Raw genomic sequence first — 24,455 nt, forward strand, 5'->3', positions numbered from 1 at the left:
TATCGAATAGCGAGAGAGTTGTTACGTCGTGTTCGGACCGCTGACAGGCGGTTATTTGACTATGCTGATCACGAACGACTTCGTGCAGAGGGATATATGGACGATCCAAGCGACAACAAACCGCCGACCCTGTGGCAGATGCTGCATAGCGTCATGGCCGCTGCGTTCGGGGTGCAGAGCGGCAAGAACCGCGAAAGGGACTTCACCCACGGCAAGCCCAGCCATTTCGTCATTCTGGGGGTTTTATTCACAGCCCTGTTCGGTTTGACGCTGTTTGCCATTGTCAAACTGGTGTTGCATCTGGCCGGGGTTTGAGGCCTGCATGAAAAAAATCCGGGCCGTGACAGAACGATCGAGCCTTGTAACTGGCGAACCACCTGTTACAGGCATGCGGTCAGGCCCGGAATTTCACTTACTGATGGCTGACCCAGAATACCGCTGTCCCTACCACGAGAATGATCAGGAACAGGATGGCCCACGCATCGACACTGCTGTCGCTCTTTCTTGCCTTAGTCGGATTGCTCATTGCATCGCCTCTTGTCGGTTTTGTCGGTGATTGCAGAAAGACTCGACCACAGTTAAGACGAAGATTGTCCGCACGACAAATGTGGATTAGCTGACAGTGATTCTCGTTAGGCGATTTGGTTCTTTACATATACTCAAACATCACTTTTGCGCATAACTGCAAACGGGTATATTGCCCCGGCTCCGTCAGGGAGTGCGCGGCCGTGCGCGCAGAATTGCAGAGGCACAATCGGACTCCAGCAAGCGAAAACGCAGCGTTTTCCGAGTAGCCCAAAGCCTGAGAACAGGACTTATATGTACGTATACGACGAGTACGATCAGCGGATCATCGAGGACCGCGTCAAGCAGTTCCGTGATCAGACCCGACGCTATCTGGCAGGTGAGCTGAGCGAAGAAGAATTCCGCCCCCTGCGCCTGCAAAATGGCCTGTACATCCAGCGTTTCGCGCCGATGTTGCGCGTCGCCGTGCCGTACGGCCAACTGACCTCGCGTCAGGTGCGCATGATGGCCAAAATTGCCCGCGACTACGACAAGGGCTACGCCCACATCAGTACGCGGCAGAACGTGCAGTTCAACTGGCCGGCGGTGGAAGACATTCCGGACATTCTGGCTGAGCTGGCCACCGTGCAGATGCACGCCATCCAGACCAGCGGCAACTGCCTGCGCAACGTCACCACCGACCAGTTCGCCGGTGTCGCCGCTGATGAAGTGATCGACCCGCGTCCATGGTGCGAAATCATTCGCCAGTGGACTACGTTCCACCCTGAATTCGCTTACCTGCCGCGCAAATTCAAGATTGCCGTCAATGGTTCAACCACTGACCGTGCCGCCATTGAAGTCCACGACATCGGTCTTGAGCCAGTGTACAACGCCGCCGGCGAACTGGGCTTCCGCGTGCTGGTTGGCGGTGGCCTCGGTCGTACGCCGGTGGTTGGCGCCTTCATCAATGAGTTTCTGCCGTGGCAGGACCTGTTGAGCTATCTCGACGCCATCCTGCGGGTCTACAACCGCTACGGCCGTCGCGACAACAAATACAAGGCGCGGATCAAGATCCTCGTCAAGGCGCTCACACCTGAAGTGTTCGCGCAGAAAGTCGATGCGGAAATGGAGCACCTGCGCGGTGGCCAGACCACGTTGACCGAAGCTGAACTGCAGCGTGTGGCCAAGCACTTTGTCGACCCGGACTACAAGGCGCTGGACAACCAGACCACGCAGCTGGCCGATCTGGACAAAGAGCATCCAGGTTTCGCCCGCTGGCGCAGCCGCAACACCCTGACGCACAAGAAACCGGGCTATGTCGCCGTGACCCTGTCGCTGAAGCCGACCGGCGTGGCGCCAGGCGATATCACCGACAAGCAGCTCGATGCCGTCGCCGACCTGGCCGAGCGCTACAGCTTCGGTCAATTGCGCACCTCCCACGAGCAGAACATCATTCTTGCCGATGTCGAGCAGAGCCAGTTGTTCACCCTGTGGGGCGAATTGCGCGAACAAGGTTTCGCCACGCCGAACATCGGTTTGCTGACCGACATCATCTGCTGCCCTGGCGGTGATTTCTGTTCGCTGGCCAACGCCAAGTCGATCCCGATCGCCGAATCGATCCAGCGTCGTTTCGACGACCTGGACTACCTGTTCGATATCGGTGAGCTGGACCTGAACATCTCCGGTTGCATGAACGCCTGTGGTCACCACCACGTCGGCCACATCGGCATCCTCGGCGTGGACAAGAAAGGCGAAGAGTTCTATCAGGTTTCTCTCGGTGGCAGCGCCAGCCGTGACGCGAGCCTGGGCAAGATCCTCGGCCCGTCCTTCGCTCAGGATGCCATGCCTGACGTGATCTCTAAACTGATCGACGTGTACGTTGAACAACGCACCGAAGACGAGCGCTTTATCGACACCTATCAGCGTATTGGCATCGACCTCTTCAAGGAACGCGTCTATGCAGCGAATCATTAAGAACAACGAAGTCGTCGACGAAACCTGGCACCTGCTGCCCAAGGATTTCAACATTGACGAGATCAGCAATTGCGACGATCTGATCGTTCCATTGCAACTGTGGCGCGAGCACAGCCGCATGCTCAAGGCTCGCGACGGCGGTCTGGGCGTCTGGCTGGACGCCGACGAAGAAGCCGAAGAGATCGGTGAAGTGGTCAATGAATTCCAGGTGATTGCCCTGAACTTCCCGGCTTTCACCGACGGCCGCAGCTATTCCAATGCGCGCCTGCTGCGGGATCGCTATGGTTTCAAAGGTGAATTGCGTGCGATTGGCGACGTGCTGCGCGATCAACTGTTCTACATGCATCGCTGCGGTTTCGACGCCTTTGCCATTCGCGCCGACAAAGATCCGTACGAAGCGCTGGAAGGTCTCAAGGACTTCTCGGTGACCTACCAGGCCGCGACTGACGAACCGCTGCCGCTGTTCCGTCGCCGATAAGCCTCAGGGCTTTTGCTGCGGACATAAAAACGCCGGTCATGTGACCGGCGTTTTTTTATGCCTGCCGGATTACCAGAAACGTTGCTGCGTGAGACGGCTCCACCAGCTCAACAGCACGCGATCGACTGAACCGCTCGCGGCCATGCCGATACGCTCCTGCAGGCTTTTACGCTCGGCGTAGTGCAGGTGATAGACCTCGGCTTTTTTCGCTCGGTCTGCCAGGTATTCGTCGCTGGTCTTCAGTTCATCGACCAGTTGCTTGTCCAGTGCCGCGATGCCGAGCCAGACTTCACCGGTTGCCACGTCATCGATCGCCAGTTGTGGGCGATAGCGGGCGACGAAGTTCTTGAACAATTGATGGGTGATATCCAGGTCTTCCTGAAACTTCTCCCGGCCCTTGTCAGTGTTTTCGCCGAACACGGTCAGGGTGCGCTTGTACTCACCGGCAGTCAGCACTTCGAAGTCGATATCGTGCTTCTTGAGCAGGCGATTGACGTTGGGCAACTGCGCAACCACCCCGATCGAGCCGAGAATCGCGAACGGCGCGCTGATGATCTTCTCGCCGATGCAGGCCATCATGTAGCCGCCGCTCGCCGCGACCTTGTCGATGCACACGGTCAACGGCACGCCGGCCTCACGGATACGCGCCAGTTGCGAGGAGGCCAGACCGTAGCTGTGCACCATGCCGCCGCCACTTTCCAGGCGCAGCACGACTTCATCCTTGGGCGTGGCAAGGGTCAGCAACGCGGTGATCTCGTGGCGCAGGCTTTCGGTGGCCGAGGCCTTGATGTCGCCATCGAAATCCAGCACGAACACCCGCGATTTCTTCTCGGGTTTGTTCTTTTGTTTCTTCTCGCCTTTCTCGGATTTCGCCTCGCTCTTGCGCAGCGCCTTGAGCTGATCCTTGTCGAGCAGCGTCTGCTCCAGACGCTCACGCAGACCTTTATAGAAATCGTTGAGCTTGCTGACCTGCAATTGCCCCGCCGACTTGCGCCGGCCCTTGCTGCGCAATGCAGCAAAACTGGCCAGCACCACCAGAATGGCGATCACCAGCGTGACAGTCTTGGCCAGGAAGCTGGCGTATTCGGTGAAAAACTCCACAGAGACTCCTTAGAACAGTGCGTGGTTTTACGGCACACGCGGGATGGCCCCAGCATACCCATGCGTCGCCTTGTCGACCAGTCGTGAAACCTTCGGCAACACCCCTGTAACGGGCATTTCAAACAAGCGTATGTTTTTTCATTGACAGCTAACCGCCATCCCCATAACCTCGCCAAACCTTCAACGTACCGGGAAGACGCGGACGTGGGCAGCATCTACTTGATTCGACATGGCCAGGCCTCCTTCGGTGCAGACGACTATGACGTGCTGTCGCCGACCGGCGTGCGCCAGGCTGAAATCCTCGGTCAGCATCTCGCTGAACTGGGTATTCGCTTCGATCGCTGCCTCGCCGGTGACCTGCGTCGCCAGCAACACACCGCCACTAGTGCACTGGAGCAATTCAGCGCCAAAGGCCTGTCGGTGCCGATCCTCGAAACCGACTCCGCGTTCAACGAATTCGATGCCGACGCGGTGATCCGCGCTCTGCTCCCGGCGATGCTGCCGGAAGAACCCGAAGCGCTCGACATCCTGCGCAACGCCGCGCAAAACCGTGGCGAGTTCCAGCGCATTTTCGCCCTGATCATCGAGCGCTGGCTGGCCGGCACCTACGACACCCCTGGCCTTGAAAGCTGGCAGGGCTTCGTCGAACGCGTACGCGCCGGGCTCCACCGGATTCTCGATCTGGCTCAAAAGCACCAGACAATCGCCGTGTTCACTTCCGGCGGCACCATTACTGCCCTGCTCCACCTCATTACGCAAATGCCTGCGAAACAGGCCTTTGAACTGAACTGGCAAATCGTCAACACCTCGCTCAACCAGCTGAAGTTCCGTGGTCGCGAGGTGGCCCTGGCTTCCTTCAACAGTCATGCACATCTGCAACTGTTGAAGGCTCCGGAACTCATCACTTTCCGCTGAGTACCGGACAACTGTGACCCTTGCTGTAACACCAGCACCATTACCCAAGAAAGGATCGAACCATGACCTCCGTAGCTGATGCCGTAAAAGCAATGCAAGCCAAGTTCAACCCAGCCGCCGCTGCCGGTCTGGATCTGGTCTTCGGTTTCAACATCACCGACGAAGACAAGCAGTACGCACTGATCGTCAAGGACGGTACTTGCGACATCCAGGAAGGCGAAAACCCGGATGCCAACTGCACGCTGGTACTCGACAGCCAGACCCTGAAAGACATCGTCAGCGGCGAAACCGACGGCATGCAGGCATTCATGGGCGGCAAGCTGCGCGTTGAAGGCGACATGATGCTGTCGATGAAACTGTCCGAGCTGTTCCCTTCGTAAGAAGCGGCTTGGTTATCTGCAAATCCCGTCCCTTGTGGCGGGATTTGTCGTTTCAGCGCCCGGCTTGTGTCTGGTAGTTGAGCGTCTGCTCAGCTAGCAGCCAAATCCTTCAACAACCGTGTATCCAGACCAAACCGCTCCTGCGAAACCATCCTGAATTGCCCCTCTGCCAGATCGCAGCTCACCAGCAAGTTCCAGGAATGGCGAGTTGCCACCGAGGGCACCAGTACGAACGGGTGCTCGGCCAACAAGGCGTCGGCGAATCGGCGCTGATTGGGCGAGGTTTTCATCGGGTGCAGCCAATGCGGATTGGGCACTTCTTCCGGTTGCACGATTCTGACGCTGGCTTCGTGGATGACCTCAAAACAGGTCAACACATGAGGCTCCTCGTCCAGTGCATCGAACCCGCCATGGGCGGCCACTTCGAGGATCGCCGTGGAGGGGTCGACTGACGCATAAACCACGCGTCGCCCGGGTGTATTCCAGCGGCCGCCACGGCGATTCGAACCCAGGCCGCGATCCCACGTATCGCTGTACATCTCGCGATCCAGTCGCCAGGCGTACCAGCGTTCATCCCAGGGCAAGGGATTCATTGATAAACCCCGTATTTGATCTGGTTCAGATATTCCTCGACCATCCTGAACCCCAATGCGTGCCCGACCAGATCGAGCGGAACATGGCCGTAGAAATAGGTCGCAGATTGTTGCAGCCACGACTCGGCCTTGGCCTGGCGTGCGAACACTTCGGTGGCCAATTCCAGCGCAGCGGCGTATTGGTACGCGATGATGCTCTGCGGCGTGTCCAGGCGCACCGACGTGCCCTCTTTGAGCAGGCGCCGCACGGTTCTGACCGATCTTCCGGTGATGCGTTTGACCAGATCGCCACGCTGATAGAGCTCGCTGGAGGCGAGCATGTTAATGACGTCGTGCAGTTCAAACCCTTCGGTTGTGCAGCGCAGAATCAACATCGGGTCGTCGCCAGTGTCCTGCCCTCGCAGCAATAACTCGACCGGCTTGCCCTCGAGCTTCTTCAAGCCCGTAAGCCGGGGCGCTTTGGCAGCGGGCATGGCGATGTCCTCCGAGGGGCATCTGGCGCGATCGTCGCGCCAGTAATGGCGAGGGGAGTAAGCCGGTGTGTGGCTTTCAAGCAGCGGAATTCGCATAGTGCCGTCCTTTGTCTGGGTTCCGAGCGATCGTGCGCTCGGTGACTTCAATGTCGGGACTGATGCTATAGGCCAGGCGTCCGACAACCAACCTGAAAAAGTCGTCAGAAATATCCCCTCATCTGCTGGATACAGGCCCGTTTTCGTAGGAACTGAACGAAACGCCATGCTCGGCGGTGACTGCATTTGCCCTCACCCTGGCCCTCTACCACAGGAGAGGGAACTGTCAGTCCCCTCTCCCTCCGGGAGAGGGTTAGGGGTGAGGGCTTTTTTGTCCGTACAATGCGCCATCTGAAAACACCGGCCCACCCATGGACATCGATCTCGCTCGCACCTTTCTGGAAATTGTCCGCCATGGCAGCCTCGCCGCGGCGGCGCAGAAGCTGTTTGTCACGCAGACGGCAATCACCGCGCGGGTGCAGAAGCTGGAAAGCCAGCTCGGCAGCACGCTGTTCGTGCGTAACCGCGCCGGGGCGAAGCTGACGCCCAACGGCGAGGCCTTCGTGGTCTATGCCAATCAACTGGTGCAAACCTGGGAAGCCGCACGCCGCGACCTGCCGCTGCCCGAGGGCTATCACAACGTGCTGCACATCGGCGGCGAAGTCAGCCTGTGCAACCCGTTGATGCTCAGTTGGGCGGCGGAACTGCGCGAGAAGATCCCCGGTCACGCCCTGCGCATGGAAATCCGCGACGGTGAAAACCTGCTGCGCCAGCTCGAACTTGGCGTGCTCGACGCAGCCCTGGTCTATCAACCGGAATACTGGCCGGGCTTGCAGGTCGAGCAAGTGCTGGAAGAAAAACTGATTCTGGTGCGCGCGCCCGATCGTCCGGATCCCTACGTGTACATCGACTGGGGCCCGGACTTCCGCCGCCAGCACGACGCCGCGCTGCCGGAAAAAGCCAAGGCGCCGCTGAGCTTCAATCTCGGCCCGCTGGCCCTTCAATACATCCTCGAACACGGCGGCAGCGGCTACTTCCGGACCCGTGTGGTGCGCACCTATCTGGAAACCGGTGCGCTGGAGGCAGTGACCAAAGCCCCGGAATTCGGCTACCCGACCTACCTCGTCTACTCACGCGACCGTGACTCGGCAACCCTGCAGCAAGCCTTCGACCTGCTGCGCGAAGTGATCCGCACCGATGACGACTGGTCGCAGCGCTGGAATCCGTTGAGCTGACGCCGACGCTTTACACCGGATGATGGCGCAACTGCCATCAAGGTCGAGCCTGCACGAATGGCCGGATCGGCTACTCTGCCGGGTATCACAACGATACCCGCAGGTGAGGCAGTGAGGCAGACCACCGAGATGTTCCGCGAGCGCTACCGCGCGGCCGTTCATCCGCGCTACAACCCATGGCTGCATGGTGGGTTTGTGCTGGTGTTTGGTGTGCTGGCGATTGCCGGGTTCTGGAGCGGCGTGCAGCAGGTCAGCCCGCTGGAATGGCTGACGGTGCCGGTGACTCTGCTGTTGTTCAACTTCGGCGTGTACATGGTTCATCGTCATCTCGGCCACCACAAAAAGGCCTGGGCAAGAATGTTCTATGCCCGCCATGCCGGCGATCACCACAGTTTCTTCACCCCGGGTCACATGAGCTACGACAGCGCGCGCGACTGGCGGGTGATTCTGTTTCCGGCGTGGCTGGTCGTGATTCATACGCTGCTGATCACCCTCCCGCTGTGGTGGTTGCTGGCACAGGCCAACGCCAACGTCGCCGGGCTGTTCGGCGGCTGCATGGTGCTCGGCTATTTGATGTATGAGGTTTTTCACGCCTGTGAACATCTGCCGTCACATCATCCACTGGCGCGCCTGCCGTGGATTCGCCAGATGCGCCGCCTGCATGAACTGCATCACCGTCGCGAGCACATGCAAGCAAGCAATTTCAACATCGTTGTGCCGCTGATGGATTACCTGTTCGGCACGCTTTATCGCGAACCTGAAGACACCCTTCCAAGCCATTCGAGATTGCCCATGACCCGCATGCAGCACCAGATCGATATCGCTGGCGACCCGGTTGCCGTCCTCGCCTATGCCGCCAGCGTCAGTCGCTGGCCGGAGTGGCATCCCTCGTCACGGAAAATCGACGGCGCACAAGGGCCGCTGCATGCCGGTTCGCGTTTCGAGGAAGACATCAACGCCGGCGGGCGCAGCGGCCATTTGCGCTGGGAAGTCACCGAGTACCTGCCCGGGCCGCCGCTGGTGCGCGCGGGCGCAGGGTGATCAGGGCTTGTCGTTGCACCTCACCTATGAATGCAGCGCCGAGGCTGGCACGACGCGATTCGTGCGTACGCTGGATTATCGTTTCGACGGTTTCGCCCTGCGCATCGTTAATCGCTTGCTGCTCAAGCGGCGTATCGAGCGCGAGTCCGCCGCGTCGTTGCTGGCGTTGCGCGACATGGCCACACAGTACCTGGCCTCAGCGAGGACGCACGCGTGAAGCTACGACATGGATTGTCATTGCTGGTTGTCATCGTTATCGGTTTTCTGTTGTTGATGCCGACCCGCGTCGAACCACTGGCCTGGACCCCACCGCCAGCACCGTCGCTGAAAGAAGGCATCTACGCCGACAACCAGAAACTCAAAAGCGCGGTAAAGGTCGGCCCGAGCGATATCGAAGGGCCGGAAGCATTACTGCTGGAAGACGATTACCTCATCACCGGCCTGCATGACGGCCGACTGATCCGCACCAGCCTCGACGGCCAGGAGCGCAAAGTGCTGGCTGACACCGGTGGACGTCCGCTGGGCCTGGCGCGGCATCCCAACGGTTTGCTGGTGATCGCCGATGCGGTCAAGGGGTTGCTGTCCCTCGACGCGCAAGGTCGCTTGATTCCATTGAGCACCGAGGCCAACGGTCTGGTCTTCGGTTTCACCGACGACGTGGCGATCGACGAATCCGGGCATTACGCCTACTTCAGCGACGCCTCCAGCCGCTGGGGCTATGGCCACGACGGCGAGGCGATCATTGAGCACGGTGCTGACGGGCGCTTGCTGCGCTACGACTTTCAGACCGGCAAGACCAGCGTGTTGCTGGACAAATTGCAGTTCGCCAATGGCGTGACTCTCGGCCCGGATGACGCCTATGTGCTGGTCAACGAAACCGGCGCCTACCGCATCAGCCGCTATTGGCTAAGCGGACCGCAAGCCGGCACCCATGATGTATTCATCGACAACTTGCCGGGGCTACCGGATAACCTCGCGTTCAATGGCAGCAATCGTTTCTGGGTGGCCTTGTATGCGCCGCGCAATGCCTTGCTCGATGGCACCGCCGAGCATCCGTTCGTGCGCAAGATGATCGTTCGGGCGCTGACCGTGCTGCCCAAACCGGTGGAGAAACGCGGCTTTGTGCTGGGGCTGGATCTGCAGGGCAAGGTGATCGCCAATCTGCAGGATGCGAGCAGCGGTAATTATTCGCCGATTACCACGGTGCGCGAGTATGGGGAGTGGTTGTATTTCGGCTCGTTGAAGGCGCGGCATATGGCGCGGATGCCGTTGGAGGCGGCTCTGAAGTGAGCCCTCTGGGTCCATGTTGAATGGACTGGCGCTATCGCTGGCAGGCTAGCTCCCACAGGGTTCCTGGTCGGTCACAAAATCTGTTTGCAACACACTCCACTGTGGGAGCCAGCCTGCTGGCGATAGTGGTTGTCAGTTGCTGGACCTGTCGAACTTCTCGGGATCTTCATCCTCGGGCAATTCTTCCACGGGTTTCTCGGGACGCGCGGTGGTGTGCGCCGGGCTGTTCGGTTCGGGACGGGTTGGAATCGGGTCGAATCCGCCCTGCTCCTCACTGGGAAATTTGGGGTCGTTCATAAGGCACCTCGCCAAGAGTCGGGTTTGGAGGACTCTGAATATTCGAGGTGCCATTGCCGAGGGTCGTTCCGGTCAGTCAGTGACCGCCGGTCGGCGACTTATTGGCCCGTCAGCGGTTGCCCGGCCAATTGGGCGACGATCTGTTCCTTGACGATCACACGCTTCTCTTTGAGCTTTTTCAGCTCGTCGTCAGTGGGGGCGTCGGACTGGGCGTTCTCGGCCTCGACGACCGCTTTATCGACGTCGAAATACTTGTTGAGCAGCGAATCCAGCTTCGGATCCTCGGAGCGTTTTTGCTCGATCTCTTCCTTCTTGCAACCCAGGTCCTGATACAGATCATGTGAAACCGGCATGAAACACCTCCATCAATTGATCGACAACCAACGCGACCGATGCGCTGGTTCGTTATCAGCATGGCCTCACCCGCAGGCGTCTGTCGACACCCTGTCAGACCAGCGGTTGCCGTTCGTCGCCCTGTCGTAAATGCGATAAAACCTTTGGCGGGTGTGTTCGCTCCATTGGTTAACGCTCACAAAAACCTGCGTGGAGATACCCAATGGACGGATTCAACCTGCGTCATCTCGCTCTGGCTGTTGCACTGTCGGCCGGCATGGGCAGCGCCTTTGCCGCGACTGACAATGACTTTGTCGATAACGCCGCCGCCGGTGGCATCGCCGAAATCGAAACCAGTCGCCTGGCCCTGGAAAAAAGTCAGTCCGCAGACATCAAAGCCTTCGCCAACCAGATGATCACTGATCACAGCAAGGCCAACGATGAGCTGGCGGCGATTGCCAAAGCCAACGACATCGAGGTTCCTGACACCACGACCCTGACCAAACAGGCCAAGGCAAAGATTCTCGACATGCGCGACGAATCCTTCGATGCGGCCTATGCCAACAATCAGGTCATGGCGCACCAGGAAACCATCGAGCTGTTCAAGAAACAGGCGAACACCGTGACCGATGACAAGGCCAAGGGGGCGACAGAACTGAAGGCCTTCGCGCAAAAAATGCTGCCTGCGCTGGAGAAGCATCTGACCCATGCCAAAGAGCTGCAAGCCAAGTATCCGAGCAAATAAACGCCCGGGCGATAAAAAGCCGCATCCATGGATGCGGCTTTTTTTTGGGTGCGGCGATCAACCCCCGTCGGTGTCGATGTCGGCATCCGTGCTCTCGCCCGGCGCAGGTCTGTCCGGATCGGGCTTGAAGCCGGGGCTGAAGTCGTTGCTGTTATCGTTGTGATGCTGCTTCTGATCGACCTCGGCAGCAGCGCTGTCCGCCTGTCCTTCTTCAGCCGGCGCGGGGGTATTTTGCCCTGGTGTTTGCGGGTCGATGGCCGGGTCGTTGCGATTGATCGATTCCGCGGACTGATTTTGCGTTTGCGGCGCTTGCTCGTTCATATCCACCTCATTCATAGTCCTGCCTCCTTCTTCCAGCACGACTGGAAAACGTCGGGCATGCAGATTCGAAGCCTGACGCCGTAGATTCGTTCAAAACATCGTTGCCTGCTGCCACGCCGACTAGAGTTACCGGGGCGTTCGACGCGGCAGGCAGAAAAATTCACCGCTGGATGAACAACTATTTCAAGCGGCAAATGTCAGTCAATTCGCGCCGGCCATTTCGCCACGCCGGCCCCTTACGTAACGGAGCGACACGCACATGGCAGCCCTGCAGAACAGCACAGTCGAAGCAATCAAGAACAACCAGACTCAACTGTTGAACGAATGGACCAAACGCCTCGAAGCCAGCGGCGCGACGCGCAATCTCAAAGAACATGACATCGCACAGCAAACCCGCGACTTGCTGGGCCTGCTGCTGGCCGGCCTGGAAAATGGCAACGGCAGCAAGATCGCCGCCGCCGGCTGGGAAGACACCCGTCAGTTCCTTGAAAAGCTCTCGCAAAGCCGCGCCCTGCTCGGCCAGGATTCCCAGCAAACCGCCAACTTCATCTTCGCGTTGAAGGGCCCGCTGTTCGCCCTGCTGCAAAATCATTATCAGGATCAGCCGGCACTGCTGGCCGAGCAATTGCTGGAAATTTCCGAACTGATGGACACGGTCGGCATGCACACCATCGGCACCTTCCAGAAATCCCGCGAAGCAGTGATCAAGCGTCAGCAGGAAGAGCTGCTCGAACTGTCGACCCCGGTGGTCAAGTTGTGGGACGGCGTCCTCGCCCTGCCAATGATCGGCACCCTCGACTCGCAGCGCACGCAAGTGGTGATGGAATCGCTGCTGCAACGCATCGTCGACACCGGTTCGGAAATCGCCATCATCGACATCACCGGCGTGCCGACTGTGGACACCCTGGTCGCCCAGCACTTGCTGAAAACCGTCACCGCGATTCGCCTGATGGGTGCCGACTGCATCATCAGTGGCGTGCGCCCGCAGATCGCACAAACCATCGTGCACCTGGGCCTGGACCTGCAAGGCGTGGTCACCAAAGCCAATCTGGCCGATGCATTGAAGCTGGCCCTGACACGCCTGGGCATCACCCTCGGCAAAGCGGTCTGACCGATGGAACGTATTCCGATTCTTCAAATGGGCGATCTGCTGCTGGTGACCATTCAGGTCGACATGCATGACCAGCTCGCCCTGACCCTGCAGGACGATCTGTCCGAACGCATCAGTCGTACCTCGGCGCGCGGCGTTTTGATCGACATTTCCGCGCTGGACATGGTCGACTCGTTCATCGGCCGCATGATCGGCACGATTTCCGGTTTGTCGAAAATCATGGACGCCGAAACCGTGCTGGTCGGCATGCAACCGGCCGTGGCGATCACCCTTGTTGAGCTGGGCATGACCTTGCCCGGCGTCAGCACCGCGTTGAACGTCGAGCGTGGAATGAAACTGCTGCAGGATCGAGTGCGCCTGCAATGACCGTGCGCAGCAGTGGTACTCAACCCATTCTCATTGAACAGGACGTAGTGCTGGCCCGCCAGACCACGCGCAAGCTCGCCACTGAATGCGGCATGCGCCTGATCGACCTGACCAAACTGGTGACCGCCGTCAGCGAGTTGGCGCGTAACACCATGGTCTACGGCGGCGGCGGCGACATGGACTGGCAGATCCTCGAGGAAAACGGCCGGGTCGGCTTGCGTCTGACGTTTCGCGATGAAGGCCCGGGCATCCCCGACATCAAACTGGCGATGACCGACGGCTGGACCTCCGGCAGTGGCCTGGGCCTTGGCCTGACCGGTGCCAAGCGGCTGGTCAATGAGTTCGAACTTGACACTGAGCCCGGCAAAGGCACGCGCATAACGATCACCCGATGGACATGAATATTGCCGGGTCGTTGACCCAGGTTTTGCCGATCGAGGACAGCAGCCAGATCGGCCACGCGCGGCGCACCGCGCAGAAACTCGCCGAGCAGCATGGTTTCGATGAAAACGATGCCGGCCGTGTCGCACTGGTCGCGACGGAACTGACCAGCAATGTGCTCAAGCATGCCCAGCGCGGTGAGTTTCACCTGCGGGTACTGGCGCGACCGGGCAACGGCTTCGGCATCGAAATGCAGACAGTAGATCGGGCCCAGGGTTTTGATCTCGATGCGTGTCTGGCCGATGGCTTTTCCACCGGCGGCACACAAGGGATTGGTCTCGGGGCGGTATCTCGGCAGACCGACGCGTTCGATGTCTACGCTGACCACCGTGGCGCCGTGCTGTTGGCGCGGATCTTCCCTCGCAGTGATCGTCAGGCGGATATCCGTTTTGGCGTCAGCCAGCATTCGCTGCATGCCGATCCTGCGTGCGGCGATGTCTGGCACCTGACGTATGAAGCGTCGCGGATCAGCGCGCTGGTGATTGACGGCCTGGGTCATGGCGAAGACGCCGAACGTGCAGCTTTGGCCGGGGCCCGGGCGTTCGCCCGAGCGCCGTTTGCCGATCCGGTGATGTTGATGGAAGATCTGCATCAAGACATGCTCGGCACCCGCGGCGGCGCCGTAGCGTTCGCCCAGTTCGACAGCCAGCGCGATGGCCTGACGTTCGCCGGTGTCGGTAATATCGGCGCCAGCCTGCTCGACCCGGAAAAATCGCGCGGCCTGGCCTCGCACCCCGGCATCGTCGGTGCTCAGTACCGAAAAGCCAAACCTTTTGACTATGCTCACGTGAACGGACATTTATTGATCATGTACAGCGACGGCTTACAGTCCCGTTGGAACCTGAAAGACTACCCCGGCCTGGTGCATCGCCATCCCGCCGTGATAGCCAGCGTCCTGCACCGCGACTTTTGTCGTGGCCGCGACGACGTTACGGTGCTGGTCGTCGCGCTGGAGGCCAGCCATGGCTGAATCGACCGATTTGAGCCACGCCGAACAGCTTGCGCTCATCGACCAGTTGCAGCGCGAAACCAGCGCGCTGCGCGAAGAACTCGATGAAACCAATCAGGGGGTGCTGGCGCTGTACGCCGAACTCGACACCCAGGCCGAAGAGCTGCGTCAGGCGTCGGATCTGAAAAGCCGTTTCCTGTCGTACATGAGCCACGAATTCCGCACGCCGCTGGGTTCGATCCTGAGCATCAACAGTTTACTGGCCGACGAACTCGACGGCCCGCTCAGCCCGGAACAGCACAAGCAGGTGGCGTTCGTCAGCACCGCTGCCCGCGAACTGAGCGACATGGTCGATGACCTGCTCGATCTGGCAAAGATCGAGGCCGGACGCATCACTATTTCTCCGGCCTGGTTCGACATGTTCGACCTGTTCTCGGCCCTGCGCGGGATGTTCCGGCCGATCGTCGATGCCTCGGCGGTCGACCTGATTTTCGAAGAACCGCGTGGCCTGCCGCGCCTGTACACAGACGACAAGAAGCTCGGGCAGATTCTGCGCAACTTCATCTCCAACTCGCTGAAGTTCACCACTCGCGGTGAAGTGCGAGTGTCGGCGCGCATGGAAGGCGAAGACCGTGTGCGCTTCGCCGTCAGCGATACCGGCATCGGCATCGCGGCGGAGCTGCATGACACCCTGTTCGAAGATTTCTCTCAAGTCGATTCGCCGTTGCAGAAACGCCTGCGCGGCACCGGTCTGGGCCTGTCACTGTGCAAGCGTTTCGCCGCGTTGCTGGGCGGCGAAGTCGGCGTCGAAAGTACGCCGGGCGTCGGCTCGACGTTCTTTGTCATCATCCCGCTGGCGATCGCTCTGGAGAACGTCGATGAATCGTGACATCCGCCTGTTGATCGTCGATGACAACGTTGCCACCCGTTATGCGCTGCGCCGGCGCCTTGAGCGCCACGGTTATACGGTGCTGGAAGCCGGCACCGGCAGCGACGGCCTGGCCCTGATCGAGAGTGAAGCACTCGATGCGTTGATCCTCGACGTCAACCTGCCGGACATGAGCGGTTTCGATATCGTTCGCCTGCTGCGTGCCGACCCGCGTACGGCGCTGCTGCCAGTAATCCACGTGTCGGCGGCATCGATCCAGACCGGCGACATCATCACCGGCCTCGACGCGGGCGCCGATGCCTATCTGATTCACCCGGTCGACCCCGACGTGCTGCTTGCCACCCTGCGCACCTTGCTGCGGGTACGCGACACGGAAAACGCCTTGCGCGAAAGCGAGGCGCGCTTTCGCGAAATCTTCGCCAACGTCTCGGCGCCGATTGCCGTGCTCGATGCCAGCCTCAAAGTGCATGAGTGCAACCATGCGTTCGCCCAACTGATCGTCGACAACCGTAACCCGCTGGCCCTGCAGGAATGCTTCGCCGAGGATCAATCGACGATCCTTGACGAATTGCGTATGCGCCTGGTGGACGGCGAGCGCTGGAAAGGCACGCTGAACATGAGCGTGCAGGGTGAGATTCGCGAAACGCAGTGGCAGATCTCGCCCTATCGCACGCCGGAACTGAGCCTGGTGTTCGTCGAGGATGTCACCGAGCACCGCCACCGTGAGCGCTCGCACCTGGCGCAACTGGACGACACCACCACGCAACTGGCCAAGGAAGTCGCCGAGCGCGTGCGCGCCGAAGCGCAATTGCTGCAAGTGCAAAAAATGGACGCCTTGGGCAAACTCACCGGCGGCATCGCCCACGACTTCAACAACCTGCTAACCGGGATCATCACCAGTCTGGAACTGATTCAGAAGCGCATCGCCGATGAGCGTCTGGACAAAGTCCAGTTCTATACCGAAGCCGCGCTCAACTCGGCGATGAGCGCGGCCTCGCTGACCCATCGCCTGCTCGCGTTTGCCCGTCAGCAACCGCTCGACACAAGGCCGGTGGACATCAATGAGCACGTTCGCTCGCTGGAGGAACTGCTGGTGCGCACCATCGGCGAGCGCATCACCCTCAAGCTTGAACTGACCAATAAACCGGCGATTGCCCTGGTCGACCCGGTGCAGCTGGAAAGCGCAGTGCTGAACCTGGTGATCAACGCCCGCGATGCCCTGCCCTCGGGCGGCAATATCTGGGTGAATACGTACGCCGCCTATTCCCATGGCGATCCGAATCTGGCCGATGGCGCGTACGTGGCCCTGTCGGTGCGTGACGATGGCACTGGCATCGAACACAACGTGATCGACAAAGTGTTCGAACCGTTCTTCACCACCAAACCGCTGGGTCAGGGCACCGGGCTGGGCCTGTCGACGATTTACGGTTTTGCCCGCCAGTCTGGCGGTGACGCGCACATTCGCAGCGTTGCCCGGCGTGGCACTGAAGTGACCATCATGCTCCCCGGCACCAACGACCCGACCGGGGCCGACACACCGGCGCCCTTGCCCGACGCCACAGGCAGCGGCGAGCACGTGCTGATCGTCGAAGACATGGCCACGGTGCGGTTGTTCGTCACCGAAGTGCTGGAAGATGCCGGTTATCGTTGCACTCAGGCGGTCGATGTCGAATCGGCGCTGGAGCGTTTGCAGAATGATCCGTCAATTCAATTGCTACTGACCGACGTCGGCCTGCCGCGCATGAGCGGGCGGGAACTGGCCGATGTCGCCCGTGGCTGGCGCGAAGGGTTGCCGATCCTGTTCATGACCGGCTACGCCGAAACCGCGCTCAACCGCCAGGTGTTCCTTGGCACGGGCATGGACATGCTGGTCAAACCGTTCCAGATCAACGAACTGCTCGACAAGGTTCGCCGCACGCTGGATGGGGCCTGAGCTGATGCCATCGCTGGCAAGCCAGCTCCCACACAGTTTTGCAGTGGTGCAGGAATAGCCGACACCCCCCTTTCCCTGTGGGAGCGAGCCTGCTCGCGAAGCATTGTGTCAGCTGCAGATGAGTTGGCTGGACGGACGCCTTCGCGAGCAGGCTCGCTCCCACAGGGATTGGCGGCGTGCACCAATTTTCGGCTACACCAAGGATTACTGTGGGAGCTGGCTTGCCAGCGATGGCGCGAGTCCAGGCGCCGCCGTCATCGGCTCAAGGCACGGGCAAGAAACGCCGCCGTTTTGCTTTTCTTGCTGGCGGCGACTTTTTGCGGTGTGCCGGCGGCGACGATTCTGCCGCCCTGATCCCCGGCGCCCGGGCCGATGTCGATCACCCAGTCGCTTTGCGCGACCACGCGCATTTCGTGCTCGACCACAATCACCGTGTGCCCCGCCGTCACCAGCGTATCCAGTTGCTCCAGCAGCCGATCGACATCGCGCGGGTGCAATCCGGTGGTCGGTTCGTCGAGTACATACAAGGTTGCGCCGCGCTGATTGCGCTGCAATTCAGTGGCGAGTTTGATGCGCTGCGCTTCACCGCCGGACAATTCGGTGGCCGGCTGGCCGAGGCGCAGGTAACCGAGGCCGATATCGCGCAGCACTTCCAGCGAACGACGAATCGCCGGTTGCTCGGCAAACACCGCCACCGCTTCATCGACGGTCAGTTGCAACACCTGAGCGATGCTCAAGCCTTGCCAGACAATCGCCAGGGTCTGCGGGTTATAGCGCGCGCCATGACAGGTCGGGCACGGCGCATAAACGCTGGGCATGAACAACAACTCGACACTGACAAACCCCTCACCTTCGCAAGTGGCGCAGCGGCCCTTGGCGACGTTGAAAGAAAACTGCCCGGCGTCGTAACCCTCGGCGCGCGCCGCATCGGTGGCGGCAAACAATTTGCGTACGTTATCGAACAGCCCGGTATAGGTCGCCAGATTGGAGCGTGGCGTGCGACCAATCGGCCTCTGATCGACTTGCACCAGACGCTTGATCGATTCCAGCCCTGCCGTGACCTGGCCGCCGCTGATCTGCGGTGCATCGTCTTCGAGGCTGAGTTCTTCCGGCTCGGCCTCCACCGTCGGCCGCCCCAGTTGCGCACCGACCAGTTCGAGCAAGGCCTGACTGACCAGACTCGACTTGCCGGAGCCGGAAACGCCGGTCACCGAGGTAAAACAGCCCAACGGAAATTCGGCACTGAGGTTGTTCAGATTGTTGCGGGTGATGCCCTCGAGTTTCAGCCACGCCGAGGGTTTGCGTGCGGCGCGTGGTGGACGCTGCGCTTCGCCGAACAGATAGGGCCGGGTCTGCGACAACTCGACCTCGGCCAGACCGGCCGGCGGGCCGCTGTACAACACCTGACCGCCATTCTCGCCCGCAGCCGGGCCGACGTCGATCAGCCAGTCGGCGCGGCGCATGGTCTCGACATCATGCTCGACCACGAACAGCGTGTTGCCATCCGCCTTCAGACGCTGCAAGGCCTCGAACAGCGCCTCGCCATCGGCCGGATGCAGGCCGGCGGAGGGCTCGTCGAGCACGTAAATCACGCCGAACAGCTGCGAGCCCAATTGCGTCGCCAGGCGCAAGCGCTGCAACTCTCCGGAAGACAGCGTCGGCGTGCTGCGCTCCAGCGCCAGATAACCAAGGCCCAGATCGGTCAGGGTGCTGACTCGCTCGAGCAAATCCTCGGCGATGCGCTGCGCGGCAATGCGCTTCTCCAGCGACAGGTTCGGCGTGTGCCGCACATCCGGCGCGCTGGCATGACCGCTGGCGCCGTGGGCCACGCGCTGCTGGCGGGCCTCGCGGGTTTGCGCATGACTGAGGGTGTCGCTGCTTTCTTCAGCCTGCTCCAGATAATCCGCCGCCGCGACCGGGCGCAACACCTCTGCCAGTTGCAGCAAAGGCATCTGCGACAACGCACCGATGTCATGCCCGGCAAACGTCACCGACAACGCCTCACGCTTCAGGCGTTTGCCTTCACACAACGGGCACGGGCTGCCGAGCATGAACTGCGAAACGCGCTTTTTCATCAGCGCACTTTGCGAGTGGGTGAAGGTGTGCAGGATGTAGCGACGGGCGCCGGTAAACGTGCCTTGGTAACTCGGCTCCATCTTGCGTTTGAGGGCGACGCGGGTTTCTTCCGGGGTCAGCCCGGCGTACACCGGAACCGTCGGGGTTTCTTCGGTGAACAGAATCCAGTCGCGCTGCTTTTTCGGCAGTTTCTTCCATGGAATGTCGACATCGATACCCATGGTTACGAGGATGTCGCGCAGGTTCTGTCCCTGCCACGCCAGCGGCCACGAGGCCACCGCGCGCTGGCGGATGGTCAGGTTCGGATCCGGCACCATCAGCGCCTCGGTGACTTCATAAACCCGCCCCAACCCATGACACTCCGGGCAGGCGCCCTGCGGGGTATTCGGCGAAAAATCCTCGGCGTACAACATCGGTTGCCCCGGCGGATAACTGCCGGCGCGCGAATAGAGCATGCGGATCAGGCTCGACAACGTGGTCACGCTGCCCACCGATGAACGCGTACTCGGCGTGCCGCGCTGTTGCTGCAAAGCGACGGCGGGCGGCAGGCCTTCGATGGAGTCGACATCCGGCACGCCGACCTGATCGATCAGACGCCGAGCATAAGGCGCCACCGATTCGAAATAGCGCCGCTGCGCCTCAGCGTACAGGGTCGAAAAGGCCAGCGATGACTTGCCCGAACCGGACACCCCGGTGAACACCACCAAGGCGTCGCGCGGAATGTCGACATCGACGTTTTTCAGGTTGTGTTCGCGGGCGCCGCGAACGCGGACCATGCCGGCGGGCGCTTTGGAGCTGCGTTTGGAAGTCATCGGCCTGCCTTGGTGAAAGGGTGTTCAGCGCTCAACTGCTGAGTACCGAGCGAATCGTCTGCAGCAGCGCTTGCGGACTGTAGGGTTTGCCGAGCAGATGGGTGTCGGGGCTGAGCTGGTGATTGCGCGAAATGATGTCGCGGGTGTGCCCGGACGTGAACAGCACCGCGACCGGCGGCGTCTGCACCTTGGCCCAGGCGAACAGATCGGAACTCTTGATCAATCCCGGCATGACCACATCAGTGAAAATCAAATCGACTTCAGTGCCTTCAAGCAGTGTCTGCATCGCCACATCGCCATTGCCGGCCGTGACCACGCGATAACCTTCCTCGCGCAACAACTCGACCACCGAGGTGCGCACGGCATCGTTGTCCTCGACCACCAGAATCGTCTCGTTGCCGCCGCTCTGCTGGCGTTGCAGGTTCGGCGATTCGTCGAGGATCGGGCGCAGACTGCGCGGGAAATACAACTGCACCCGCGTACCCTCGCCGATCCGGCTGTCGATCTCGACATGGCCGCCGCTCTGTTTGACGAAACCGAAGACCATGCTCAGGCCAAGCCCGGTGCCCTGACCATCGGCCTTGGTGGTGAAAAACGGCTCGAACACTTGCTCGAGGATGTCCGGCGGGATACCCGCGCCGCTGTCGCTGACCGCGACCCGCACGAAGTCGCCGGGACTGATGCCTTTACCGGCACAGAACGCGCTGTCGAGCTGGACGTTGGAAGCACTGAGGCCGATCACGCCCTCGCCTTGCATGGCATCGCGGGCGTTGATCGCCAGGTTGAGAATGGCGTTTTCCAACTGGTTGCGGTCGACGTAGACATGCCACGGTGCTGGCGGCAATTGCACGTCGATCTGAATGGTTTCGCCGAGGGCGCGCTGGAGCAATTCGCCGACGCCCTCGAAGATCTGCTGCGGGTTGCATACCGCCGGCGACAACGGCTGGCGCCGGGCAAACGCCAGCAGTTGCGAAGACAGCTTTGCGCCGCGCTCGACCGCTGCCAGCGAAGCACCGACGCGGCGCTGCACATTGGCATTGTTTGGTTCATGCCGCGCGAGCAGATGCAGGTTGCCAGCGATCACTTGCAGCAGATTGTTGAAATCGTGAGCGACGCCGCCAGTCAATCCGCCGATCGATTCGAGCTTCTGCGACTGGCGCAACTGCTCTTCAGCCGCGAGGCGCGCCTCGACCTCTTCGGCCACACGCTGTTCCAGATTGCGCGTGAACTTGAGCAGGGATTCTTCGGCGTTCTTGCGTTCATGAATGTCGATCAGCACACCCGGAAAGCGCAGCGGCGCGCCGTCGTCGTCGAATTCGCAAGCACCGCTGGCCAGCACCCACAGGTAACTGCCATCGCTGCGCAACACCCGGTATTCGGCGTTATACGGCTCACCGGTCTGCACCGAATGAGCAACACGCTCCTGCACCCAGGCGAGGTCATCGGGATGAATGCGTGAGTCGGCAATGTCCTGGGCCAGATTGCTCAGATCCTGGTCCGGTGGATAGGAGAAGGTCCGGGTGAAGCGTTCATCGGCCGACAGCCGGTTGTTTTTGATGTCCCAGACAAACGAGCCGAGCAACGCCCCGGCATTCAGCGCCAGCCGCACTCGCTCGTTATCGGCGCGGTAGGCGTTCTCCGCTTCCTGACGCAGGCGTTCGGAGATCACCAGCTCGGTGGTTTCCACCACCATTGCCATCACGCCGGCGGGCGCGCCTTCATCATTGGCCACCGGGCTGTAATAGAGATCGAGCCAGACGTCTTCCGGGACGCGGTCACGCAACAGCACGAGGAGTTTGTTGCGGTAGGACAGCGTGCCGCCCGCCAGGCAGGTATCGACCACGTTGCGATTGAATTCGGCGACTTCTGGCCAGCCCAATTCGACTGGCGCGCCGAGCAGGTAAGGGTGACGACCGCCGGCAAACTGCGAATAGGCGTCGTTGTAGACCATGTAACCGGCGCGCCCCCAAAGCATCACCATTGGCAACGGCGAGGCCAGCATCAGTTGTACCGCGCTGCACAGGCTCGCCGGCCAGCTATGCAACGGGCCCAGCTCGGTGTGGCTCCAGTCGAACGCCCGAATACGCTCGGCCATTTCGCCTTTCCAGCCGTCACAACCGTAGCTCTCGGATAAAAACTGCATCGATTGACTCGGAGTCCTGTGGTGAGTGCCCGATCTGTCGCGACGCCGGAACGACGCGACGCTCGTGTGTTTCGAGCGTCTTCGGTCGCATTGGTTTCATCAGAGATTAGCCGATTTGTGGGCGTGCAGCCGACTAGACGCCGATCAAGTGCTTGAGCGGGTGGTAGCCGGTTTTCATTTTCGCGGCGACGTCGAGAATGGCTTTCTCGATACCGTTCAGATGGGTGCAGGTCAGTTCGATGGCAGCGCTCTGGTTGCCGGCCTCGATGTGCTCGATCAGACGCAAATGCTCGTCGTCGCGGCAGACTTCATGGCTGTCGTCATCCAACGCAGCAGCGTATAGCGAGGCGCGGGAAATCAGTTTCTGGAACCAATCGAGCAGCACCGGGTTGTTCAGGCTGCGCGCCAGTTTTAGATGGAATTCACCGAGCAGGTAAATCAGCCGTTCGTGATCGCCCGCCGCGTGGGCTTCGTCTTCGAGCAGCAGGTGCGCGCGCAGGTCCTGCATCGCCGCCGGGTCTTTGCGCCGGCACAGTTCGGTGACGATGCCGATCTCGATCAGACGGCGGGTTTCGAACAGCGAGCGCAGCTCATCGTTGCTCGGCAACGACACCGATGCGCCCTTGTTGGGTTCCGTGGTGACCAGCCCTTCGGCTTCCAGTTGCTTGAGCGCCGCGCGCACCGAGGTGCGGCTGACATTGAACAGCTCGGCCAGCGAGGCCTCGCCCAGTTTCATCCCCGGACGCAGCGAACGCTTGCTGATCGCCTGGTAAACCCCTTGGTAGACGCGGTCGACCGTGGTCTCCGGTTTCTTGTCGGTCATACGAACACTCCTTTGGCGTCGGTTGGCCCGAGGCGCAGAATATCGACTTTGGCGTCAGGATACAGGGGTTTCGATGGGGAAATGGCGCTGGGACTGACCACTATTGATCGCAGAGCGTCCATGGCGGCGTTCCCACGCAAAGCGTGGGAACGATCACCGGTAGAGGTTCAGTCGGTGCCGTATTTCGGCGAACGCGGGCCGTACAGCAGGCCTGCCGGGTGGCCAGCGGAAAGCAGACGATTGCTCGCCACACCTGCAATCGGGTAGCCGGCGTCGGTGGAGCTGTTGATGATCTGCTTCACGGCGGCGGTGATCAGCATGCCGATCAGACCGCCACCACCGTTGTTGCCACCCTCTTCGCTCGACGCGCGCGCCGTACCGGTCCACAGCGTCGTGCCGCTTTTCAGGTCGACCAGTTTCGCCGTCGCGGTCACTGCGGTTTCGCTGCTGATCACCATGTAGCGAGTGCCGTATTCGGTCACGGTGATGTACAGCGCCGCGTCCGCCCCGAAGATTTCCTGCAGTTTGTTCGGCGGTGCCTGATGGATGTCATCGGGCGTGGTCATGCCGTTCTGGCGGAAGGTTTCGTCGACCAGGGTGATCGGCAGGACGTAGTAACCGGCCTCGGCCAGCGGGAACGTCACTTGCGACAGCAGGCTGTAGGAAGCCTTCACGTCCGGCGAGGTATTGAGCGGCGGCAGGACCAGAATGGTTTTCGGGCGCGCCTGTTTGTACGCCGAGTAATCCACGGTTTTCGGCGCGACGCAGCCACCCAGCACGGTTAGGGCCAGACCGGCAATCAGCCATTTGCAGGTACGCGAGATCATTGGGTGACTCCGGCCTTGGCATTTTTAAGCAAAAAGTCCATGTACGTGCCGGACTCGGGAAACAGCGTTTTTTCCGTGTTGAATTGCTGCACCATCTGATCGTCCTTGCCCATGCTCAGATAGAGCAGGCCCAGGTGCGCGTGGTAGCCCGGCGGCACGGCTTTACCCGTCGAGCGGATTTTTTGCAGGTCACGCTCCAGCGCTTCGGCCTGGGCTTCCTTCGGTTCTTCGCCTTTGAAGTATTCGTAGACCTGCGGCTCGTAGCCTTCCCACTGATACAGGGTTTTCGGCGCGGCACAACCGGCCAACAACGTGCTGGCGGCCAGGGTCAGCGCCAGCAGCGGGCGCGACAGATTCAGTTTCATGGGT

General features: G+C 60.6%; 25 protein-coding genes and 1 pseudogene. 15 read left to right on the forward strand and 11 right to left on the reverse strand.

The window, feature by feature from the left end; all coding sequences use genetic code 11:
• Nucleotides 1-96: 96 nt before the first annotated feature.
• The 3 genes from BLU24_RS16335 to BLU24_RS16345 all read left to right on the forward strand — a co-directional run bounded on the left by BLU24_RS16335 (nt 97) and on the right by BLU24_RS16345 (nt 2,956).
• Nucleotides 97-315 carry a DUF2970 domain-containing protein gene (locus BLU24_RS16335; RefSeq protein WP_090283214.1) on the forward strand — a complete coding sequence of 73 codons (219 nt, stop codon included), beginning with the start codon at nt 97-99 and terminating at the stop codon, nt 313-315.
• Between the two features lie 504 nt (nt 316-819).
• Nucleotides 820-2,478 (forward strand): nitrite/sulfite reductase, encoded by a 1,659-nt coding sequence (locus BLU24_RS16340; protein WP_093101849.1) that lies wholly within the window; start codon nt 820-822, stop codon nt 2,476-2,478.
• Complete coding sequence (locus BLU24_RS16345) at nt 2,462-2,956, forward strand: DUF934 domain-containing protein (protein WP_090283212.1); 495 nt, start codon at nt 2,462-2,464, stop codon at nt 2,954-2,956. The genes BLU24_RS16340 and BLU24_RS16345 overlap by 17 nt, the downstream gene beginning before the upstream one ends.
• A gap of 69 nt (nt 2,957-3,025) precedes the next feature.
• Here BLU24_RS16345 and sohB read toward each other — a convergent pair whose 3' ends face one another.
• A complete protein-coding gene (gene sohB / locus BLU24_RS16350; protein ID WP_093101850.1) occupies nt 3,026-4,057 on the reverse strand; it encodes a protease SohB in 1,032 nt (343 codons plus the stop codon).
• Between the two features lie 204 nt (nt 4,058-4,261).
• On the opposite strand from sohB, the gene BLU24_RS16355 reads away from it, so the two are divergent.
• Nucleotides 4,262-4,972, forward strand: coding sequence for a histidine phosphatase family protein (locus BLU24_RS16355; RefSeq protein ID WP_090283210.1), 711 nt, complete (start codon nt 4,262-4,264; stop codon nt 4,970-4,972).
• Between the two features lie 62 nt (nt 4,973-5,034).
• A complete protein-coding gene (locus tag BLU24_RS16360; protein ID WP_016774477.1) occupies nt 5,035-5,352 on the forward strand; it encodes an SCP2 sterol-binding domain-containing protein in 318 nt (105 codons plus the stop codon).
• An 89-nt stretch (nt 5,353-5,441) separates the two neighbouring features.
• Here the strand turns inward: BLU24_RS16360 and BLU24_RS16365 are convergent, their stop codons facing one another.
• Both BLU24_RS16365 and BLU24_RS16370 read right to left on the reverse strand, forming a co-directional pair.
• A complete protein-coding gene (locus BLU24_RS16365) occupies nt 5,442-5,945 on the reverse strand; it encodes an RES family NAD+ phosphorylase (protein WP_093101851.1) in 504 nt (167 codons plus the stop codon).
• Nucleotides 5,942-6,418, reverse strand: coding sequence for an antitoxin Xre/MbcA/ParS toxin-binding domain-containing protein (locus BLU24_RS16370; protein WP_090283207.1), 477 nt, complete (start codon nt 6,416-6,418; stop codon nt 5,942-5,944). Before BLU24_RS16370 ends, BLU24_RS16365 begins: the two co-directional genes overlap by 4 nt.
• 407 nt (nt 6,419-6,825) lie before the next feature.
• Between BLU24_RS16370 and BLU24_RS16375 the strand changes: the two genes are divergently transcribed.
• The 3 genes and pseudogenes from BLU24_RS16375 (at nt 6,826) to BLU24_RS16385 (ending at nt 10,020) form a co-directional block, all read left to right on the forward strand.
• Nucleotides 6,826-7,689 carry a LysR family transcriptional regulator gene (locus tag BLU24_RS16375; protein WP_090283206.1) on the forward strand — a complete coding sequence of 288 codons (864 nt, stop codon included), beginning with the start codon at nt 6,826-6,828 and terminating at the stop codon, nt 7,687-7,689.
• A gap of 111 nt (nt 7,690-7,800) precedes the next feature.
• Nucleotides 7,801-8,947, forward strand: a pseudogene (locus tag BLU24_RS16380) (sterol desaturase/SRPBCC family protein).
• Nucleotides 8,948-9,003: 56 nt separating this feature from the next.
• Nucleotides 9,004-10,020 carry an SMP-30/gluconolactonase/LRE family protein gene (locus BLU24_RS16385; RefSeq protein WP_442965785.1) on the forward strand — a complete coding sequence of 339 codons (1,017 nt, stop codon included), beginning with the start codon at nt 9,004-9,006 and terminating at the stop codon, nt 10,018-10,020.
• Nucleotides 10,021-10,152: 132 nt separating this feature from the next.
• On the opposite strand, the gene BLU24_RS27815 is transcribed toward BLU24_RS16385, so the two are convergent.
• Together BLU24_RS27815 and BLU24_RS16390 are read right to left on the reverse strand one after the other, a co-directional pair.
• The gene (locus BLU24_RS27815) at nt 10,153-10,317 is read right to left on the reverse strand and encodes a hypothetical protein (RefSeq protein ID WP_172833276.1); all 165 of its coding nucleotides are present in this window, start codon (nt 10,315-10,317) and stop codon (nt 10,153-10,155) included.
• A gap of 98 nt (nt 10,318-10,415) precedes the next feature.
• Nucleotides 10,416-10,670 (reverse strand): DUF465 domain-containing protein, encoded by a 255-nt coding sequence (locus tag BLU24_RS16390; RefSeq protein WP_041478686.1) that lies wholly within the window; start codon nt 10,668-10,670, stop codon nt 10,416-10,418.
• Nucleotides 10,671-10,873: 203 nt separating this feature from the next.
• On the opposite strand from BLU24_RS16390, the gene BLU24_RS16395 reads away from it, so the two are divergent.
• Complete coding sequence (locus tag BLU24_RS16395; protein WP_090283201.1) at nt 10,874-11,395, forward strand: DUF4142 domain-containing protein; 522 nt, start codon at nt 10,874-10,876, stop codon at nt 11,393-11,395.
• A 57-nt stretch (nt 11,396-11,452) separates the two neighbouring features.
• Here the strand turns inward: BLU24_RS16395 and BLU24_RS16400 are convergent, their stop codons facing one another.
• The gene (locus tag BLU24_RS16400) at nt 11,453-11,716 is read right to left on the reverse strand and encodes a hypothetical protein (protein ID WP_090288508.1); all 264 of its coding nucleotides are present in this window, start codon (nt 11,714-11,716) and stop codon (nt 11,453-11,455) included.
• Between the two features lie 259 nt (nt 11,717-11,975).
• Here BLU24_RS16400 and BLU24_RS16405 point away from each other — a divergent pair, with 259 nt between their 5' ends.
• Genes BLU24_RS16405 through BLU24_RS16430 form a run of 6 tightly spaced genes read left to right on the forward strand, consistent with a single transcriptional unit; the run spans nt 11,976 to nt 17,405 of the window.
• Nucleotides 11,976-12,827 (forward strand): STAS domain-containing protein, encoded by an 852-nt coding sequence (locus tag BLU24_RS16405; protein ID WP_093101853.1) that lies wholly within the window; start codon nt 11,976-11,978, stop codon nt 12,825-12,827.
• 3 nt (nt 12,828-12,830) lie between these two features.
• Nucleotides 12,831-13,193: an STAS domain-containing protein gene (locus BLU24_RS16410; RefSeq protein ID WP_090283199.1), complete on the forward strand. Its 363-nt coding sequence runs from the start codon at nt 12,831-12,833 to the stop codon at nt 13,191-13,193.
• Complete coding sequence (locus BLU24_RS16415) at nt 13,190-13,594, forward strand: anti-sigma regulatory factor (protein WP_090283198.1); 405 nt, start codon at nt 13,190-13,192, stop codon at nt 13,592-13,594. Before BLU24_RS16410 ends, BLU24_RS16415 begins: the two co-directional genes overlap by 4 nt.
• Nucleotides 13,591-14,604 (forward strand): ATP-binding protein, encoded by a 1,014-nt coding sequence (locus BLU24_RS16420; RefSeq protein WP_093106755.1) that lies wholly within the window; start codon nt 13,591-13,593, stop codon nt 14,602-14,604. The genes BLU24_RS16415 and BLU24_RS16420 overlap by 4 nt, the downstream gene beginning before the upstream one ends.
• Nucleotides 14,597-15,472 (forward strand): sensor histidine kinase, encoded by an 876-nt coding sequence (locus BLU24_RS16425; protein ID WP_093101854.1) that lies wholly within the window; start codon nt 14,597-14,599, stop codon nt 15,470-15,472. The genes BLU24_RS16420 and BLU24_RS16425 overlap by 8 nt, the downstream gene beginning before the upstream one ends.
• On the forward strand, nt 15,462-17,405 hold the full coding sequence (locus BLU24_RS16430) for a response regulator (protein WP_093101855.1): 1,944 nt from the start codon (nt 15,462-15,464) through the stop codon (nt 17,403-17,405). The genes BLU24_RS16425 and BLU24_RS16430 overlap by 11 nt, the downstream gene beginning before the upstream one ends.
• 254 nt (nt 17,406-17,659) lie before the next feature.
• Here the strand turns inward: BLU24_RS16430 and BLU24_RS16435 are convergent, their stop codons facing one another.
• From BLU24_RS16435 to BLU24_RS16455, 5 genes are all read right to left on the reverse strand, one after another.
• Entirely contained in the window at nt 17,660-20,293 is a 2,634-nt protein-coding gene (locus tag BLU24_RS16435) for an excinuclease ABC subunit UvrA (protein ID WP_093101856.1), read from the reverse strand.
• A gap of 31 nt (nt 20,294-20,324) precedes the next feature.
• A complete protein-coding gene (locus BLU24_RS16440; RefSeq protein ID WP_093101857.1) occupies nt 20,325-22,436 on the reverse strand; it encodes a hybrid sensor histidine kinase/response regulator in 2,112 nt (703 codons plus the stop codon).
• Between the two features lie 133 nt (nt 22,437-22,569).
• Nucleotides 22,570-23,259 (reverse strand): GntR family transcriptional regulator, encoded by a 690-nt coding sequence (locus BLU24_RS16445; protein ID WP_093101858.1) that lies wholly within the window; start codon nt 23,257-23,259, stop codon nt 22,570-22,572.
• 167 nt (nt 23,260-23,426) lie between these two features.
• The gene (locus BLU24_RS16450) at nt 23,427-24,086 is read right to left on the reverse strand and encodes a DUF799 domain-containing protein (protein ID WP_090283192.1); all 660 of its coding nucleotides are present in this window, start codon (nt 24,084-24,086) and stop codon (nt 23,427-23,429) included.
• Complete coding sequence (locus BLU24_RS16455; protein WP_090283191.1) at nt 24,083-24,451, reverse strand: DUF4810 domain-containing protein; 369 nt, start codon at nt 24,449-24,451, stop codon at nt 24,083-24,085. The genes BLU24_RS16450 and BLU24_RS16455 overlap by 4 nt, the downstream gene beginning before the upstream one ends.
• Nucleotides 24,452-24,455 lie beyond the last annotated feature (4 nt).

The sequence above is a fragment of the Pseudomonas sp. Z003-0.4C(8344-21) genome, from assembly GCF_900104975.1.
In the GTDB taxonomy this organism is placed as follows: Bacteria; Pseudomonadota; Gammaproteobacteria; order Pseudomonadales; family Pseudomonadaceae; genus Aquipseudomonas; species Aquipseudomonas granadensis.

What these genes read in the sequence shown, in the direction of transcription:
- BLU24_RS16435 (WP_093101856.1), bottom strand. Translation starts at nt 20,293, where the DNA reads ATGACTTCCAAACGCAGCTCCAAAGCGCCCGCCGGCATGGTCCGCGTT.
- BLU24_RS16400 (WP_090288508.1), bottom strand. Translation starts at nt 11,716, where the DNA reads ATGAACGAGCAAGCGCCGCAAACGCAAAATCAGTCCGCGGAATCGATC.
- BLU24_RS16385 (WP_442965785.1), top strand. Translation starts at nt 9,004, where the DNA reads ATGCCGACCCGCGTCGAACCACTGGCCTGGACCCCACCGCCAGCACCG.
- BLU24_RS16445 (WP_093101858.1), bottom strand. Translation starts at nt 23,259, where the DNA reads ATGACCGACAAGAAACCGGAGACCACGGTCGACCGCGTCTACCAAGGG.
- BLU24_RS16450 (WP_090283192.1), bottom strand. Translation starts at nt 24,086, where the DNA reads ATGATCTCGCGTACCTGCAAATGGCTGATTGCCGGTCTGGCCCTAACC.
- BLU24_RS16340 (WP_093101849.1), top strand. Translation starts at nt 820, where the DNA reads ATGTACGTATACGACGAGTACGATCAGCGGATCATCGAGGACCGCGTC.
- BLU24_RS16365 (WP_093101851.1), bottom strand. Translation starts at nt 5,945, where the DNA reads ATGAATCCCTTGCCCTGGGATGAACGCTGGTACGCCTGGCGACTGGAT.
- BLU24_RS16390 (WP_041478686.1), bottom strand. Translation starts at nt 10,670, where the DNA reads ATGCCGGTTTCACATGATCTGTATCAGGACCTGGGTTGCAAGAAGGAA.
- BLU24_RS16360 (WP_016774477.1), top strand. Translation starts at nt 5,035, where the DNA reads ATGACCTCCGTAGCTGATGCCGTAAAAGCAATGCAAGCCAAGTTCAAC.
- BLU24_RS16375 (WP_090283206.1), top strand. Translation starts at nt 6,826, where the DNA reads ATGGACATCGATCTCGCTCGCACCTTTCTGGAAATTGTCCGCCATGGC.
- BLU24_RS16395 (WP_090283201.1), top strand. Translation starts at nt 10,874, where the DNA reads ATGGACGGATTCAACCTGCGTCATCTCGCTCTGGCTGTTGCACTGTCG.
- BLU24_RS16405 (WP_093101853.1), top strand. Translation starts at nt 11,976, where the DNA reads ATGGCAGCCCTGCAGAACAGCACAGTCGAAGCAATCAAGAACAACCAG.
- BLU24_RS16335 (WP_090283214.1), top strand. Translation starts at nt 97, where the DNA reads ATGGACGATCCAAGCGACAACAAACCGCCGACCCTGTGGCAGATGCTG.
- BLU24_RS16420 (WP_093106755.1), top strand. Translation starts at nt 13,591, where the DNA reads ATGAATATTGCCGGGTCGTTGACCCAGGTTTTGCCGATCGAGGACAGC.
- BLU24_RS16415 (WP_090283198.1), top strand. Translation starts at nt 13,190, where the DNA reads ATGACCGTGCGCAGCAGTGGTACTCAACCCATTCTCATTGAACAGGAC.
- BLU24_RS27815 (WP_172833276.1), bottom strand. Translation starts at nt 10,317, where the DNA reads ATGAACGACCCCAAATTTCCCAGTGAGGAGCAGGGCGGATTCGACCCG.
- BLU24_RS16410 (WP_090283199.1), top strand. Translation starts at nt 12,831, where the DNA reads ATGGAACGTATTCCGATTCTTCAAATGGGCGATCTGCTGCTGGTGACC.
- BLU24_RS16440 (WP_093101857.1), bottom strand. Translation starts at nt 22,436, where the DNA reads ATGCAGTTTTTATCCGAGAGCTACGGTTGTGACGGCTGGAAAGGCGAA.
- BLU24_RS16430 (WP_093101855.1), top strand. Translation starts at nt 15,462, where the DNA reads ATGAATCGTGACATCCGCCTGTTGATCGTCGATGACAACGTTGCCACC.
- BLU24_RS16370 (WP_090283207.1), bottom strand. Translation starts at nt 6,418, where the DNA reads ATGCCCGCTGCCAAAGCGCCCCGGCTTACGGGCTTGAAGAAGCTCGAG.
- BLU24_RS16425 (WP_093101854.1), top strand. Translation starts at nt 14,597, where the DNA reads ATGGCTGAATCGACCGATTTGAGCCACGCCGAACAGCTTGCGCTCATC.
- BLU24_RS16345 (WP_090283212.1), top strand. Translation starts at nt 2,462, where the DNA reads ATGCAGCGAATCATTAAGAACAACGAAGTCGTCGACGAAACCTGGCAC.
- BLU24_RS16455 (WP_090283191.1), bottom strand. Translation starts at nt 24,451, where the DNA reads ATGAAACTGAATCTGTCGCGCCCGCTGCTGGCGCTGACCCTGGCCGCC.